Below are 15661 nucleotides of genomic sequence, written 5' to 3'. Positions count from 1 at the left end.
CCTCATCGCCGGCGTTTTCTTGCGAGGTGGAACGTCCGTGCGACGAGGCGGGCGCGCTGTGTTGACGGCGACGAATATGCGACTGTCGCGGATCGGCGATAAGCTGACGCCTCCGTCAAATGGCTTTGCCTGGATCGCAAAGATGAGACCCCATTTCGCCGAGTTCCTCGCCACCTTCGTCGATGTCGTCCGGGCAGGGAGCTTTTCCGGCGCGGCGCGTCGGCGTGCGGTGACACCCTCGGCCATCGTGCGCCAGATCGATGCGCTGGAGGCGGATCTCGGCGTCGCCCTGCTGATCCGCTCGACGCGTGCCCTGACCCTCACCGATGCAGGCCGGCGGCTGCACGAGCGGGCGGTACAGCATCTCAGCGAACTGGCCGACACCCATGCCGAAGTTGCCGCCTTCGACGGCTCCGTCTCCGGCACGCTGCGGATCGCCTGCATCCCGACCTTCGGCAAGCGCTATGTCCTTCCGGTCGTCGCTGCGCTCCAGGTCGAACACCCCGCGCTCAAGGTCGAGATCGACCTGACCGAGCGGCTGGCGGACCCGGTGCTCGAGCGTCTCGACGTGGTCATCCGCATGGGCGCGCTGACCGACAGCACCCTGATCGCTACAAAGCTCGCGCCACTGACCCGCCTCCTGGTGGCGTGCCCGGCCTATCTGGCGAGCACGGGCGTGCCCGAGAGCGCGGCGGACCTGTCATCGCACCGTCTGATCGACAAGCTGCATGGCGCCGATCTCCTTGGCTGGCGCGACGTGCTGGGCTGCCCGGCCGGCCATGCCGGGAACGGTCTGGTGATGTTCCGATCCGACGATTTCGAGGCCCAGCGCGCGGCGGCCGAAGCGGGCCTGGGAGTGGCGTTCCTCTCTAGCTGGGTCGTTGGACCGGACGTCAGGGCCGGGAGACTGGTCCGGTTGCGGCCTGGCGGCGAGCCCTGGAACGATGGGCCGTCGGGCATCTACATCCTTCGCGCCCTGCCGCAGCCGAGCGCGAAGGTGAGAGCCTTCACCGAGGCACTGCGGAAATCGATCGGAAGTCCCCCGGTCTGGGGCCCATGATTTGGTGCGTGTTTGTTGGGTCAGCATGGAATCCAGGCCGACTTTCGAGAACGATGCATTGGCCATTGCGGCACCAGGAAACTGACGAGATCGCCGATAATGGAAAGCCGAACAAAATCGTTCGTTACCTTCCATAAAATTGAACCGGCGCCTCCTGGGCCTATGTCGGGCGACGCCTTGCCTGGGCTGCAGGGCTCGCTGCCGACTGCCGGAAACTGACGGACCGCGGGGCAGATATCTCATGCGCTTTTGCTGAAGTTGTCGGAGTTTTGCGCTTTTCTCCGAGCGCACTTGCCCAGTGCAGTGACGAACGTCCGAGGTCTCCTGCTCCGCGATAGGCAACGAAGTGATGGGGAGCAGCGCCCCAATTCGCCTCGGCTTTGAGATGCGCCGGTCGATCGTCGCGAAGTGGCCACGACGCCGGGGGCCGCGTTCGAGCGCGCAGGAAAACGCAAGATCCCGATAGCCTCCGCAGGCCTGCGAGAGAGGTGTCGCGGAGGTCCTGCTAGATGTCCCCCTGTCGATACCGCCCATCCAAGCCGTGAGGCGGGCCCGTGCAACAGGGGGCATCTATGCCAGCTTATCTCGTTGTCGATCTCGATATTCACAATCACGAGGCGATCGCCGATTATCGCTCCAGGGCTTTGCCGCTCGTCGCAAAGGCCGGCGGGCGCCTGATCGCGCTCGATGACGCGCCGCTCGGCCTCGAAGGCTGGCAGGCGACGAATATGCTGATCATCGAGTTCTCCGACATGCAGGCGATTCGCAGCCTCTTCGCGTCGCCGGACTACGCGCCGCTCGCGCGGCAACGTCAGGCTGCCGCCGGATCGCGGATCGTCGCCCTACGCGGCATGTAAGCGCAAAAAGGGCCGTATTCGGCAGGCGCTCCCCAGGATGCGCTCGCGGGGAAGCGGCACATCATCAATGTCTCGTCGATTGCAGGCAGACGACTTGGGCAAGGTGCTGCTGGCTCCGGTCGCCCCGTCCCGCGAGGGGGATGCCTGCCTTTCCCATGATGTGCATCGCTCGAACGACGATCCCGGCTTGTGGGTGGTCTACGAAAACTGGCGGTCTTCCGGCGATCTCGACGGGCACTTCGCGCTTCCGCACATGCAGGCTTTCGTCGCCCGGATCCCCGATCTGGTCGAGGGAGAACTCGATCTGCGCAGCTTCACGCGGCTCTCCGGCGCCGTGTGACTACCCCCAATCAGCCTCCAAGAAAGGATCATTGAATGAGCAATATCGCCAACAAGATCATTCTCATCACCGGAGCCAGCAGCGGCATCGGCGACGCGACCGCCCGGACGCTTGCCAAGGCCGGAGCCGCGGTCGTGCTCGGCGCGCGGCGGACGGATCGTCTCGAAACCCTGGCGGCCGAAATCACTGCCGCCGGAGGCAAGGCCATCTACAAGAGCCTGGATGTGACCTCCCGCGAAGACGTCCAAGCCTTCGCCGACACCGCCCTGGAAACCTTCGGGCGCATCGACGTCATCGTCAACAATGCCGGCGTCATGCCGCTGTCGCCGATGGCATCCCTGAAGGTGGACGAGTGGGATCGGATGGTGGACGTCAACATCAAGGGCGTCCTCTACGGGATCGCGGCCGTGCTGCCGACGATGACCCGGCAGGGCGCCGGCCAGATCATCAATGTCTCGTCGATCGGTGGCCTCGCCGTTTCGCCGACAGCCGCAGTCTACTGCGCCACCAAATTCGCCGTGCGGGCGATTTCCGACGGCCTGCGGCAGGAGACCGACAAGATCCGCGTGACCTGCGTCTATCCAGGCGTCGTGGAATCGGAGCTGGCCAACTCCATTACCGATTCCACCGCAGCGGAAGCGATGGTCGCCTACCGCCAGATTGCCTTGAAGCCCGAGGCCATTGCGGATGCGATCGCTCATGCGATCGGTCAGCCCGCCGATGTCGATACCAGTGAAATCGTCATCCGGCCTACCGCGAGCGCTTGACGGGAGGTTGGGATGCCACCCTCAAACCGCCTTCAACCCGTAACGGCTACCGTCGCCGCAGTGCTTCTCGCCTGCACGACGGCGGCCCTAGCCCAGCAAGGATATTCGCACATGCACAAGGCACAAAAGACATCGGCCTCCTCGCCTGACCAGGACCATCCCTATGTCGGGATGTGGATCACGGCGGACGGCCATATTCGCCACAACCTCCTGCCGAACGGTCGCTATGACGAGGCGCGTGGTCGTCGAGAGAGCGCCTACCAGGGACGCTACGAGGTCCGAGGCAATCATATCGACTATTGGGACGATACCGGGTTTACCGCCGATGGTGAATTCAGCGACGACGTTCTCTATCACGCTGGCATGATTCTTTATCGCGACGGCAACAACGCGCGATAGCGACGAACAGCAACAACTCTGTTCTTCCGTAGCGCTGAACGGTCCAATCTGCTCCGCGCTACATTGCTTTGAGGGAATTCGGAACCCATAGCGCAGAGGAGACTATTTTGGCCTCGAACGAACCGTCGGCGCCGCCGCCTGTCCCCGAGCGGACCTCCCCGATCGGGCTCGAAAACTATATCAGCGGAACCACACTGATCAGCGGCGAGGGACCGGCGTGGAAGGATCTGTTCGTCCAGATCTTCTCTCGCAATCGCGTTCAACACCCTTTCTTGGTGCCCGCGGTCGCCGAGCCGCTCGTCGTATGGGTGATGTCAGGCAGCGCCACCGTCGAAGAACGCGATCTTGGTGGTGAATGGATGGCAAGCCGCGTTGGCGTGGGCGACTTCTTCCTGACGCGATCGCCCGTGCCCTATGAAATGCGGTGGCAGGCCGAGGGCGACCAGCCTTTCCAGGTGATGCACCTCTATGTCTCCGTCCCGCTGTTCGAGAAGGTGGCGCGAGAGATGCTGGGAAGGGCAGGTGGCAAAGTCAGCTTGAAGGATGTCTCCGGTGCGCGCGACACGACGATCTCGCATATCCTGAGCCTCCTTCATGGAGAATTGGTCGCCGAAAACCGTGGCAGTGCGCTGTTTGTCGAAGGGCTGGCGCAGAGCCTGACCGTGCATCTCGTGCGCCAGTACGCGCTGGCGGATACCGAGGCGCGTGTCCAGAACGCCTTGCCCGGCTCGAAGCTGCGCCGGGCAGTTGCCTTCATGACGGCGCGGCTCGATCAGCCCTTCGACCTCGACAGCCTCGCCCGTGAGGTGGGAATGAGCGAATTCCATTTCAGCCGGCTCTTCAAGAAGGCGACGGGCCTTTCTCCATCGCTCTACTTCATTCGCCAGCGGGTGGCTAAGGCGCAGCAGCTGTTGCAGGAAACCGACACCAGCATCATCGAGATCGGAATAAGCGTCGGCTACTCCAGCCCCAGCCATTTCGCGCAGATCTTCCGCCGCGAGACCGGCCTGTCGCCGACGGACTACCGTCGCGGTTGAAGCGTCACGCCCGTCCAAGGTCAGAAAAGAGCAAAATCCCGACAGGCTCTGCAAAGCGCCGGGAGAGAGAAAATCCGAGGTTTCCTAGATTTCTCCTTGTCGAACACGAACGCCTTTCCGCTTCGCCGAAAGCGTTCGCAAGCAACAAGGAGACAGGTCATGACGAACATTAGCGGAAAAGTCGCGCTCATCACTGGTGCATCGAGCGGCATCGGCGCGGCGACGGCCCTCAAGCTGGCGGCAGCCGGCGTCACGGTCGGCATCGCGGCGCGGCGCGTTGATCGCCTCGACGCTCTGAAGGCCGACATCGCGGAAAAGGGTGGCGACGCTCTCGTGATCGAGATGGACGTGGTGGACCCCGCCTCCGTCGAAGCCGGCGTCAAGACGCTGATCGACACCTTAGGTTCGATCGACATCCTCTTCAACAACGCCGGCCTGATGCCGCTTTCTGACGTCGACCAGTTCAAGACCAGCGAATGGCATCGCATGGTCGACGTCAACGTCAAGGGCTTGCTCAACACGACGGCGGCCGTGCTGCCGCAGATGGTCAAGCAGCATTCCGGGCACATCTTCAACACCTCGTCGATCGCAGGTCGCAAGGTGTTCAAGGGGCTGTCGGTCTATTGCGCGACCAAGCACGCGGTGACCGCCTTCTCCGATGGCCTTCGCATGGAAGTGGGGCAGAAGCACAACATCCGTGTCACCTGCATCCAGCCCGGCGCTGTCGCCACGGAGCTCTACGACCAGATCACCGATGCCGGCTATCGCCAGCAGATGGACGATCTGGCCAAGCAGATGACCTTCCTCCAGGGGGCGGACATCGCTGAGACCATCCTGTTCGCCCTTCAGGCACCCGCCCATGTGAACGTCGCGGAACTCTTCGTCCTGCCCGTCGACCAGGGTTGGTAATCGCCCAATCCGACGAAGCAAAACGTCCGCCCTCCCGCTTTCGGCGGGATGGTCGGCGATCAAGGAACGCCTCCATGAAGGAATTGCCAGTCTCGCAGGCCTATCGCCTGCTCGAGCCAGGTCCGATCGTGTTCGTGACGACCAGCCAGAACGGAAAACCCAACATCATGACGATGGGTTTCCACATGATGATCCAGCACGATCCGCCGCTGATCGGTTGTATCATCGGCCCTTGGGATCATAGCTACAGCGCTCTGAGAGCAACCGGCGAATGTGTCATCGCCATTCCTACAGTCGATCTTGCGGAAAAGGTCGTCGATATCGGCAATTGCTCAGGCGAAGCGGTCGAGAAATTCGAACGCTTTGGTTTGACACCGCAGCCGGCGCGCGACGTGGCAGCGCCGCTGATCAAGGAGTGCATCGCGAATATCGAATGCAGAGTCACCGATACCCGCCTCGTCGATGAATACAGTATGTTCATCCTTGAAGCTTACCGGATCAGGGTCAATGCCGATCGGAAGGAACGGAGAACCCTGCATCACCGGGGCGACGGTAGCTTCACCGTCGATGGCGACGTGCTGGACCTGCGCGAGCGCATGGTGAAATGGCGCCACCTGCAGCGCTGACGCTGGTTCGTCGGGCGGAATGGCCGCAAGGTCGGGAACACGCTCCGGCTCGATTTTTAGCGGGTACGAGCATCGAGGCTCAAGCGTCCGGCGCCAAAGGCCACGATCTGCAGCAATCCGCCGACGATCGTGATGTTCTTGAAGAAATGAATGGCTCCACGGCGGAAGCGGTGCTGGTCGAGTTCGAAGACAGGGCGGCGGTCCGTGACACGACGATTTCTTTCCTGAGACGGCGCTCCCCGCTGGAGCGCTCTTGCAGGATCAATCTGGCAGTTCCGTTCTTATCGAAATAGACGAATGGGATCGATGGTTAGGTTGCATAGATTCGAAACGATATCCACGCGGCGACCAGCCGCCGTGGACGCGATGGCGGCGCGCCCGTCGGAGCTACGCCGGTTCGGCATCATCGCATTGCGCCTGAAATCGAAGGCGCTCGATCAACCATCTGCCGGCAGGGCCGGGCGGCGTGTCCGTGCGATGGATGGCGTCCATGACATAATAGCCTTCAATGCTGTCGGGCATGTCGAGATGGACCAATCGTCCGGTGGCGAGATCGTCCCGGATCATCGGCTCGGGCATGTTCCCCCACCCGATGCCCGCCTTGAGCAGCATGTGCTTGGAACTGAGATCGGCCAGGCGCCAGGTGCTCGTGCCAACGACAGCTATGTCCCTGCCTTTCGTGAATTCCGATCGGTCGGTGAGGACGAGTTGGACATGCTCACGACCGGCGCCGGGCAGGTTCTCCTCGGCGGTGGCAAGCGGATGGCCAGGTGCGGCGACAGGTACCATGTGAACGCTGCCGATGCCGATCTTCTCGATGCCATCGACCGTGACCAACGGACCGGCGACGCCGATGGTGGCCACACGATCAAGGACCAGCCGCGTGACGGCGCCAAGAGATTCCACATAGAGATGCAGATTGACCGTGGGGAAATGCTCTCGAAAGCTCGTGAGAGCATCAACCACCCGATGCTCGGGAAGCAACGTGTCGAGGACGATATGCAGTTCCGATTCCAGTCCCTGTAGCATTCCCTTCGACTTGGCCCGCAGATTGTCGATCCCGTTGGCGACACGCCTCGCCTCGGCCAGGACCATGCGCCCGGCCTCGGTGAGTTGCGGCTTGCGCGTGGTCTCGCGGTCAAAAAGGGTGAGGCCAAGCTGCGCTTCGAGGTTCGCGATCGAATAGCTGATGACGGAGGTGGCGCGGTTCAGCTTGCGCGCCGCACCGGCAAAGCTCCCCACGTCGACAACGGTCAGCAGGACCTTGAGCTGGTCCAGGGTGGGGGTGCCTGGCTCTGATATCATGTCGATTTCCTCGAACGTAAGTGCCGATCTTATGCCGGTTTTTTCGGTCGTCCACCAGGCATAGCTTTTCCCCATCGCACAGGAGCACGGGCTTTCGAGCCGAGATGAGGAGAAGTCCATGAGCATCCAATCCAACAATGCGCAGGTTGACCAGGTTCTGCTTCCGTCAGTGCGGGATCTCGGCGATTTCCAGGTTCGCAGGGCTTTGCCCTCGGCACAGCGCCGGATGGTCGGCCCGTTCATCTTCCTCGACAGTTTCGGTCCGGCGGTCTTTCGCGAAGGTGCGGGCGTCGATACGCGCCCTCATCCGCATATCGGGCTCGCCACGCTCACCTATCTGATCGAGGGAGAGATGGATCACCGCGATAGCGAGGGTTATGTCCAGACGATCCGTCCGGGCGAGGTCAACGTGATGACCGCGGGGCGCGGCATCGTCCATTCAGAGCGCAGCGGTCCCGATTTTCGGGCGCGCGAGGACAGGATGTTCGGTTTCCAGGCGTGGCTTGCCTTGCCGTCGGCGTTGGAGGAGACCGATCCCGGTTTCCAGCATGTCAGCGCAGCCGAGATCCCCGTCATCGAGGATCGCGGCGTTCGCCTTCAGGTACTGGCGGGCAGCTTTGGGGGGTGACAGCGCCCACTCCGACCTTCTCCGATACCCTGTATGCCGATGCTATCCTTGCTGACGGCAAGACGCTGAAGCTCGCTTCTAACCATATCGAACGCGCCGCCTATATCGTCGAGGGCGAGATCGAGGTGTCCGGTCAGGCCGGACGGTTCGGACAGGATCGTCTGGTCGTGTTCAAGCCCGACGCCGAGATCCTCCTGAGGGCGGTCGGGCCGACGCGCCTGATGCTTTTGGGCGGCGAGCCGCTTGAGGGCGAGCGGCACATCTACTGGAACTTCGTATCCAGCCGCAGGGAGCGGATCGATCAGGCCGCCGCCGACTGGCAGGCCGGCAGATTTCCCATCGTGCCGGGCGACCCCGAATTCATTCCTCTGCCAACAAAGCCCCGTCGGGCAGCGTGAACCACGCGCCGCCCTCCAACAACCCATGAAGGGACATAACCATGACCTACGCAATCATCGGCGCCGGTGCGATCGGCACGGCCCTCGCACGCCAGTTCGCCCGCAAGGCCATCCCCGTCAAGATCGCCAACAGCCGTGGCCCGGCGTCGCTTGCGCCGCTCGCGAGCGAACTCGGGGCGAGCATCCAGCCGGTTGAACTCTCCGAGGCGCTGGCCGCCGACATCGTCATCCTCGCCGTCCCCTTCACGGCGGTCGAGGACACGGTGAAGACAGCCGCGCCCTGGAACGGTCGCATCGTGGTTGATGCGACCAATGCGATCAATTTCACCGATTTCTCCCCGGCCGATCTCGGCGGCAGGCTTTCGAGCGAGATCGTCGCGGAGGCTGTTTCCGGCGCCCGCCTGGTGAAGGCATTCAACACACTGCCGGCCGCCGTGCTTGCGGACGTGCCCGACGGCCCGAGCGGCCGGCGCACGATCTTCGTGTCGAGCGATGATGCGTCCGCATCAAAGACGGTGGAGGAACTGGCCGGGCGCCTCGGCTATGCCCCGATCGCTCTTGGAAAGCTCGCGGAGGGCGGCCGGCTCCAGCAGTTCGGCGGCGCGCTGATGGTTCACAGCCTGATCAAACAGGGCTGACAGCGCAGCGGACGATCAGCCCGGGACACATTCAACCAGCAGCACCCCTTCAAGAACCGCGCGACCGCGGCATTCGCTCGTGGGCCCAGGAGACAATCAATGAGCGATATTCTGAATGACAAGACGGTCGGCGACGCTGTCGCGTTCCTCGGCTCGGATCTGTCGAGGTACGTCACAGGCATCGCGCTTCAGGTCGATAGCGGCCTGCTCGCCGTGATCTGAGCGGCTTGCCGAAATTTTCGAACCTATCGCTCGATCCTATTTGGATTTTCAAAGCGATCTGCGACCGGCAGAAATGTCCGCGACACGCCGGTCCAAACTACCACCCATGAAAAGGAAGACGTCATCATGACTAAGGTTCTGGTGCTGTACTACTCATCCTACGGGCATATCGAGACCATGGCGAACGCCATAGCCGAAGGCGCCCGTGCCGCCGGCGCGACCGTCGACATCAAGCGCGTGCCGGAAACTGTTCCCGAAGAGATCGCGAAGAAGGCCTATTTTAAGCTCGACCAGGCGGCTCCGATCGCCAGCGTGGCTGATCTCGAACACTACGATGCGATCATCGTTGGCACCGGCACGCGCTTTGGCCGGATGTCGAGCCAGACGGCTGCCTTCCTCGACCAGGCCGGTGGCTTGTGGGCTCGTGGCGCACTGAACGGCAAGGTCGGCGCTGCTTTTACGTCGTCCGCGACGCAGCATGGCGGCAACGAGACGACGCTGTTCTCGATCATCACCAACCTGCTGCACTTTGGCATGACGATCGTTGGTCTGCCCTATAGCCACGCCGGCCAGATGACGCTCGATGAGATCGTTGGCGGCGCTCCCTATGGCGCAACGACTGTGGCCGGTGGCGACGGCTCGCGCCAACCTTCGGCAATTGAGCTGGACGGCGCACGGCATCAGGGCGAGCTCGTCGCTAAGACGGCGGCCAAACTGTTCGGCTGATCCGATAGGCCGGGCCGCATAGCGCGACAACTCCAACCGGCGGCACCCACCGTATCCAAGATTTTTCGGTCGAGGATTTCGACGAGGTCGTCGCCGTCAACCTGCGCAATGTCTTTCTCGGCCTGAAGCACGAGATCCCGGCCATGCTCCGGGCCGGGGGCGGCGCTGACCATCGGCGGCTTTGAACTCTAGCCACGAAAGAAAAATTCGATGACACAGGACATCAGTGAGCAGGCGAAGGCGGTCATCCGCCGCAACACCGAAGAAGTTCAGGGCGGAGGCGATTGGGCGCTCTTCGATACGTTGTTCTCCGACGACTTCTACGACCACACCCCCCAGCCGGGCATGGCCCGCGACAAGGCAAACGTTCTCGGCCTGTATCAGCGCCTGCGCGTCGCCTTCCCCGATTTCAGACCGGAAATCCATTGGCAACGTGCCGATGGTGATGTCGTGACGACCTTCAAAACCTATCACGGCACGCATCTGGGCGACTTTCTCGGTGTGCCGGCCACGGGCAAGAAAGTGAGCTTCGAAACCGTCGACGCGATGCGCGTGGTGGACAGCAAGATCACCGATCATTGGGGTGTGGCGAACCTCTATTCGGTTCTCCAGCAACTGGGCGCGCTCGCGCCGATGGCGAAGTGAGGAGCGTGCCATCGCTCTTACACCTGCTCGATCAAGGCACGGCAGGGTGAGACGGGTTGCTCCGGCCGCACGATTCCGATGCCGCAGCTCGACGCCATCGTCTGCGACCATATTGAGAACCGGCTGCTCCAGCCCGAGCGGCTGAAGGAGGTTCCGGCCTCAATTCTCGATCGATGCGAGGAGCGGGCAGAACGCCGCCGCGAGCATATCGCCGAGTTGAACCGGCGCGCGGCCGAGACCGAGCTTCGCCTGAAACCCCTCTACGAGGCCATCGAAGCGGCCGTAGCCGATCTGGACGATCCGGCCTTGAAGAAGCGCGTCGTCGCCCTTCGGGCGCTAGGCGACCAAGCGCAGGTCGATGCCGAGCGGGCACCGGCGATGCGAGAAAGCTCCGGCAACATGGCGGTGGCTACCGGCGGGACCATCTGCGCGCTTTTGCCCAGCGCGTCGAAGTCGGAGATGGCCATGTTCGCATCATGGGATCGAAGGGCGAACTGCTGCGCACGCTCACTTCGGTCTCTAGCGGGAAATCGGCGGGAATCGCCGTGCCCACTTTGGGACTGAAATGGCGGAAGGGGTGGGATTCGAACCCACGGTGGGCTTGCACCCACGGCGGTTTTCAAGACCGCTGCCTTAAACCGCTCGGCCACCCTTCCGCAGGCGGATGCGGGTGCGGACGCGCGTCCCGCGCGCCATCCGCACCCGTCTCTCTAACCCAGTCAAAATGCGGCGTCGAGTGTCCGCGGGAGCAGGTCGTGTTAACCATGGCCATGGCCTCGCCGCATTTTCGCCGTCATTGAACGCCCTCTTGGTCCAGGTTGCCGGGGTCCTGCTCGATCGCGGTGCACCGTCGACCTTGTGGGCCAAATACCTTGTGGACCGAATTCGGCGGCTTCAGCGATCAGTCAGGGGACCAGGCACGGATGGAGACGGGATCCGCATCGCACGCACTTCGCCGCATGCGCGGCCGGACGGGGGGCAGCCCGGCGGCTCTGGCACGCATCACGGCGGGGGATCGGTGCTCGTGGCCTGTCTTGCTCTCGGCGCGTGCGGATCCATCGACCTCGACGGCAAGATCGACCCGGTCTACGGCGTGTCCGCGTCGCCGCGCGTCGTCGCAGACGGCGATCCAGTGCCGCGTGGCGGCGGCGGCTACAAGGTGGGCAAGCCCTACATGATTGGCGGGCGCACCTACGTGCCGGCGGAGAACCCGAACTACGTGGCCGAGGGCACGGCCTCCTGGTACGGGCGCGATTTCCACGGGCGCAAGACTGCCAATGGCGAGATCTTCGACATGACGTCGATCTCCGCCGCCCACAAGACGCTGCCCATGCCGTCCTACGTGCGCGTCACCAACCTGTCCAACGCGCGCTCCATCGTGGTGCGCGTCAACAATCGCGGTCCCTATGTGGGTGACCGGCTCATCGACGTGTCCTATCGCACCGCCGAGCTGCTCGGCTTTTCCACCCGTGGCGTGGCGAAGGTGCGGGTGGAATATCTCGGCCGCGCCCCGATCGAGGGTTCGGACGACGTGAGGCTCGCCTCCACCCTCACCACCACCGGCAAGCCCGCCGACCTGCCCTCCGGGTCCACGGTAATGGTCGCCTCCGCCAAGCCGTTCGTGCCCGAGGCACCGTCGGCCCGCACGGTGGTGGCCTCCGCACCGTCGCGCGAGGAAGCGCCGCTGCCGCCCAGTCGGCCGTACGATCTCGGCATGGCGGCCGCGGGAAGCCCGGTCAGCGTCGCAAGCGCCGGCTGGTCCGCGGGAGCTGCGCCCGTGAGCGGGCTCGGATATGCCGGCGTGCCGGCGGATGGCGCGCGTTGATCCCCGTGCGCTTTTTGGTGCGCTGATCCGGCGCGCCCTTTGCGGCGGGCCGTTCTCCGCCGCTTCCGTTTTCCATTTCGGCGTCGCGCCCCTTTACCGAACGGCCCGGCTTGGCCGATGATCGCCGCGCATGGCCGGACGCCGAGTCGGCCACCCGTTCGTGGGGTCACCCCCTCCAATCAGGTGGAGCAGCATGTCGCCGAAGGTCCGCCTCGCCTGTCCAGGCATCGTGCGCCGGCGCGGTGGGGGCGGGGGCATCGTCGCCCGCGCCGCGCGCCTCGCGACATGCGCCGGCATGGTACGCACCGGCATCGCGCGTAGGGGCATCGCGTATACGGGCATGGCGGCGCTCACCGGGCTGCTCTTCCTCGGCGCCATGGGCACGGCGAATGCGGCCGACGGATTCCAGACCTCCGTCCCCTCCGCCATCCTCGTGGACTACGATACCGGCAGCATCCTGTTCGAGAAGGATGCGGACAAGCGGATCGCCCCTGCCACCCTCGCCAAGGTGATGATGGCGGACGTGGTCTTCGCCCAGCTGCGCGCCGGCAAGATCGCCCTTGATACCCCCCTCGTGGTCAGTGTGAATGCCTGGCGCCGGGGCGGCGGCCCGTCGGGCGGGGCAGCCATGTTCGCCGAGGTGAACAAGCCGGCGCCGGTGGGTGAACTGCTGGCCGGCGCCCTCGTGGTGTCCGGCAATGATGCGGCCATTACCCTCGCGGAAGGCCTGGGCGGCACCGAGAGCCAGTTCGCGCAGATGATGAATGCCCAGGCGCAGGCCATCGGCATGACCAATTCGGAATTCCACAACGCCACCGGCTTCGCCGATGCGGGACAGGTGTCCAGCGCGCGGGACCTTGCCACGCTCGCTGCCCACATCATCCGCACCTTTCCGGACTACTACCCGATCTTCGCCAAACCCAACATCGAGTGGAACCGCATCAAGCAGCGCAACCGCAATGTGATGCTCGACGCTGGCATCGGGGCCGACGGCCTGCAGGTGGGATGGCTGAAGGACGTGGGCTATCACGCCCTGGTCTCGGCGGTGCAGAACGGCCAGCGCCTCGTGGTCGCCACCCTCAGCGCCAGGAGCGAGAAAGAGCGCGTCGAGGAGACGCGCAAGCTGCTCGAATGGGGGTTCCAGTCCTTCCGTCAGCGGCAGATCTTCGCCGCCGACAAGGAGGTGGGGCGCGCCCAGGTGTTCGGCGGCGCCCAGTCCTCGGTCGGGCTCGCAGCGCGTGGGCCGGTGAACCTGCTTACCCCACGCTCGGGCGGCGAGCGGGTTTCCGCCCGGGTGGTCTATACCGGCCCGCTGCGCGCGCCCGTGACCAAGGGCGCGGAGGTGGGCCGGCTCGAAATCAGCCGCGGGCCGGTGAAGGTGCTGGACGTGCCGCTCGTCACCACCGAGGACGTGGCGGTGGGCTCTCTGATGGATCGCGCCATCGACGGCGGCCTCACCTTGATGGGCGATTCCGTCCGCGACCTCGCGCGCAGAGCCATGGCGAAGCTGCACAAATGACCCGGGGGTTCTTCATCACGCTGGAGGGCGGGGAGGGCACCGGCAAGTCCACCCAGGCCCGCCGCCTGGCCGCGCACCTGCGCGCCACCGGCCGCGACGTGGTGGAAACCCGCGAGCCCGGCGGCTCGCCGGGAGCCGAGGCCGTGCGGCACGTGCTGCTCTCGGGGGCCGCGGAGCCGTTCGGCCCGTCCGCCGAGGCGCTGCTGTTCGCCGCGGCACGGGCCGACCATGTGGACAGCGTGATCCGGCCGGCGCTCGATGCCGGCGCGTGGGTGGTGTGCGACCGGTTCGTGGATTCCACCCGCGTCTATCAGGGCGCGGTGGGCCGGGTGCCGACGGCGCTGCTCGACGCTCTGGAGGCGACCGCTGTCGGCGCCGTCCTGCCCGACCTCACCCTAGTGCTCGACGTGCCGCCGGACGTGGGCCTCGCCCGCGCGGCGGAACGCGGGAAGGGCTCTGCCGCCGACCGGTTCGAGAAGGAAGGCGCGGCCTATCACGCCGCCGTCCGGCAGGCCTTCCTCGACCGTGCCGCGGAAGCCCCGACCCGCTGCGTGGTGGTGGACGCCACGCCGGATGCGGACCAGGTGGCCCGCGCCATCATCGGGCTGCTCGATGCGCGCCTCGGGTCAGCCGCCGGGCGGGCGCAGGCTGCGTCGGCGTGACCCCGCGCCATAGCCCCGTGCCCGCGAGCGCGTCCAGATGAGCGAGATTCTCTCCGGCGACGTGCTGCCCGGCGCGCCCCATCCGCGCGAGCAGACGCGCCTGTTCGGCCATTCGGCGGTGGAGGCCGACCTTTTGGGCGACTTCCACGCCGGGCGGCTGCCACACGCTTTGCTCATCGGCGGGCCGGAAGGCATCGGCAAGGCGACCTTGGCCTATCGCCTCGCCCGCACGGTGCTGGCGGGCGGCACGGAGGCGGGCGCCCACGACCTGTCTCTTCCCGCGAGCCACCCGGTGTTCCGGCAGGTGGCCTCCATGAGCCATCCGGATCTCCTCGTGCTGCGACGGGCGCCGGAGGCGGGCGAGGAGAAGATCCCCACGGTCATTCCCGCCGAAATGGTGCGGCGGGTGCGCAGCTTTTTCGGCGCGACGGCCGCGGCCGGCGGCTGGCGGGTGTGTATCGTGGATGCGGTGGACGAGCTCAACGCCTTCGGCGCCAACGCCCTGCTGAAGACGCTGGAGGAGCCGCCGCCACGCGCCCTGTTCCTGCTGATTTCCCACGCGCCGGGGCGGGTCCTGCCCACCATCCGCTCGCGTACCCGGTTGCTGCGGCTGCGCCCGCTCGCCAGCCCGGACGTGCTCGCCGCCCTCGACCATCTGAAGGAGGCGGTGGAGGACCTCGACGCCGCCGGCCTGCCCTCCGCCGCCGAGGCCAGCGGGGGCAGCGTGCGCCGGGCGCTGGTGCTGGCGCGGGGGGAGGGGATGGAGGTCCGCTCCGCCACCCTGAGGGCGCTGGAGCAACTGCCCCGGCCCCGGCCGGAGGACCTCCACGCCCTCGGTGCCCGGCTCCAGGGCGACCGCGCGGACGGGCTCGATTTGTTCATCGAGGCGGTGAGCGACTATGTGGCCGCGCGCGCCACGCAGGAGGGGGAGGCGCGCCATCGCCTTGTCCGCCTCGGCGAGGTGTGGGAGAAGGTGCGGCGCAGCGCGCTCGAGGCCGATATCTACAATCTCGATCGCAAGGCGCTGGTGTTCCGCATCTTTGCCGATCTCGCCGAGGCCGTGCGCTGACCCGCGCGCTCCCGGGAGAGGTCAGAAAT

Annotated in this window: 18 protein-coding genes, 1 tRNA gene and 2 pseudogenes; 18 read left to right on the top strand and 3 right to left on the bottom strand. The window is 65.1% G+C overall.

The window, feature by feature from the left end:
* Nucleotides 1-61 precede the first annotated feature (61 nt).
* From EZH22_RS21145 to EZH22_RS21110, 8 genes are all read left to right on the top strand, one after another.
* On the top strand, nucleotides 62-1060 hold the full coding sequence (locus EZH22_RS21145; protein ID WP_231711083.1) for a LysR family transcriptional regulator: 999 nt from the start codon (nucleotides 62-64) through the stop codon (nucleotides 1058-1060).
* Nucleotides 1061-1632: 572 nt separating this feature from the next.
* The gene (locus tag EZH22_RS21140; protein WP_203192408.1) at nucleotides 1633-1917 is read left to right on the top strand and encodes a DUF1330 domain-containing protein; all 285 of its coding nucleotides are present in this window, start codon (nucleotides 1633-1635) and stop codon (nucleotides 1915-1917) included.
* Nucleotides 1918-2020: 103 nt separating this feature from the next.
* Nucleotides 2021-2257 (top strand): putative quinol monooxygenase, encoded by a 237-nt coding sequence (locus tag EZH22_RS21135; protein ID WP_231711564.1) that lies wholly within the window; start codon nucleotides 2021-2023, stop codon nucleotides 2255-2257.
* Between the two features lie 35 nt (nucleotides 2258-2292).
* Entirely contained in the window at nucleotides 2293-3024 is a 732-nt protein-coding gene (locus tag EZH22_RS21130) for an SDR family oxidoreductase (RefSeq protein WP_203192406.1), read from the top strand.
* Between the two features lie 111 nt (nucleotides 3025-3135).
* Entirely contained in the window at nucleotides 3136-3423 is a 288-nt protein-coding gene (locus tag EZH22_RS21125) for an Atu4866 domain-containing protein (RefSeq protein WP_231711082.1), read from the top strand.
* Between the two features lie 107 nt (nucleotides 3424-3530).
* Nucleotides 3531-4460 carry a helix-turn-helix domain-containing protein gene (locus EZH22_RS21120; protein WP_231711081.1) on the top strand — a complete coding sequence of 310 codons (930 nt, stop codon included), beginning with the start codon at nucleotides 3531-3533 and terminating at the stop codon, nucleotides 4458-4460.
* Between the two features lie 159 nt (nucleotides 4461-4619).
* Nucleotides 4620-5369: an SDR family oxidoreductase gene (locus EZH22_RS21115; RefSeq protein WP_203192404.1), complete on the top strand. Its 750-nt coding sequence runs from the start codon at nucleotides 4620-4622 to the stop codon at nucleotides 5367-5369.
* A gap of 74 nt (nucleotides 5370-5443) precedes the next feature.
* The gene (locus tag EZH22_RS21110) at nucleotides 5444-5995 is read left to right on the top strand and encodes a flavin reductase family protein (RefSeq protein ID WP_203192403.1); all 552 of its coding nucleotides are present in this window, start codon (nucleotides 5444-5446) and stop codon (nucleotides 5993-5995) included.
* A gap of 56 nt (nucleotides 5996-6051) precedes the next feature.
* On the opposite strand, the pseudogene EZH22_RS21105 reads toward EZH22_RS21110, so the two are convergent.
* Nucleotides 6052-6147, bottom strand: a pseudogene (locus tag EZH22_RS21105) (LysR family transcriptional regulator); the annotation flags it as partial.
* A gap of 235 nt (nucleotides 6148-6382) precedes the next feature.
* Nucleotides 6383-7297, bottom strand: coding sequence for a LysR family transcriptional regulator (locus EZH22_RS21100; protein WP_203196675.1), 915 nt, complete (start codon nucleotides 7295-7297; stop codon nucleotides 6383-6385).
* Between the two features lie 121 nt (nucleotides 7298-7418).
* Here EZH22_RS21100 and EZH22_RS21095 point away from each other — a divergent pair.
* The 6 genes and pseudogenes from EZH22_RS21095 (at nucleotide 7419) to EZH22_RS21070 (ending at nucleotide 11121) form a co-directional block, all read left to right on the top strand.
* Nucleotides 7419-8326, top strand: a pseudogene (locus tag EZH22_RS21095) (pirin family protein).
* A gap of 41 nt (nucleotides 8327-8367) precedes the next feature.
* A complete protein-coding gene (locus tag EZH22_RS21090) occupies nucleotides 8368-8964 on the top strand; it encodes an NADPH-dependent F420 reductase (RefSeq protein WP_203192402.1) in 597 nt (198 codons plus the stop codon).
* Between the two features lie 99 nt (nucleotides 8965-9063).
* On the top strand, nucleotides 9064-9186 hold the full coding sequence (locus EZH22_RS21085) for an SDR family oxidoreductase (RefSeq protein ID WP_231711080.1): 123 nt from the start codon (nucleotides 9064-9066) through the stop codon (nucleotides 9184-9186).
* A 126-nt stretch (nucleotides 9187-9312) separates the two neighbouring features.
* Entirely contained in the window at nucleotides 9313-9912 is a 600-nt protein-coding gene (gene wrbA / locus EZH22_RS21080; protein ID WP_203192401.1) for an NAD(P)H:quinone oxidoreductase, read from the top strand.
* Between the two features lie 210 nt (nucleotides 9913-10122).
* Nucleotides 10123-10557 carry an ester cyclase gene (locus EZH22_RS21075; protein ID WP_203192400.1) on the top strand — a complete coding sequence of 145 codons (435 nt, stop codon included), beginning with the start codon at nucleotides 10123-10125 and terminating at the stop codon, nucleotides 10555-10557.
* 78 nt (nucleotides 10558-10635) lie between these two features.
* Nucleotides 10636-11121, top strand: coding sequence for a hypothetical protein (locus EZH22_RS21070; protein ID WP_203192399.1), 486 nt, complete (start codon nucleotides 10636-10638; stop codon nucleotides 11119-11121).
* 2 nt (nucleotides 11122-11123) lie between these two features.
* Here EZH22_RS21070 and EZH22_RS21065 read toward each other — a convergent pair.
* Nucleotides 11124-11213, bottom strand: a tRNA-Ser gene (locus EZH22_RS21065).
* A gap of 368 nt (nucleotides 11214-11581) precedes the next feature.
* On the opposite strand from EZH22_RS21065, the gene EZH22_RS21060 reads away from it, so the two are divergent.
* The 4 genes from EZH22_RS21060 (at nucleotide 11582) to EZH22_RS21045 (ending at nucleotide 15632) form a co-directional block, all read left to right on the top strand.
* Nucleotides 11582-12382, top strand: a complete 801-nt coding sequence (locus tag EZH22_RS21060) for a septal ring lytic transglycosylase RlpA family protein (protein WP_231711079.1) — start codon at nucleotides 11582-11584, stop codon at nucleotides 12380-12382.
* Nucleotides 12383-12575: 193 nt separating this feature from the next.
* The gene (locus EZH22_RS21055; RefSeq protein WP_231711078.1) at nucleotides 12576-13901 is read left to right on the top strand and encodes a D-alanyl-D-alanine carboxypeptidase family protein; all 1326 of its coding nucleotides are present in this window, start codon (nucleotides 12576-12578) and stop codon (nucleotides 13899-13901) included.
* Nucleotides 13898-14563: a dTMP kinase gene (gene tmk, locus EZH22_RS21050; RefSeq protein ID WP_203192397.1), complete on the top strand. Its 666-nt coding sequence runs from the start codon at nucleotides 13898-13900 to the stop codon at nucleotides 14561-14563. The genes EZH22_RS21055 and tmk overlap by 4 nt, the downstream gene beginning before the upstream one ends.
* 37 nt (nucleotides 14564-14600) lie before the next feature.
* Nucleotides 14601-15632, top strand: a complete 1032-nt coding sequence (locus EZH22_RS21045) for a DNA polymerase III subunit delta' (protein WP_203192396.1) — start codon at nucleotides 14601-14603, stop codon at nucleotides 15630-15632.
* Nucleotides 15633-15661: the final 29 nt, after the last annotated feature.

Origin of the sequence: Xanthobacter dioxanivorans (assembly GCF_016807805.1) — a bacterium.
GTDB lineage: Bacteria > Pseudomonadota > Alphaproteobacteria > Rhizobiales > Xanthobacteraceae > Xanthobacter > Xanthobacter dioxanivorans.
This window is presented reverse-complemented; position numbering and strand designations above follow the sequence as displayed.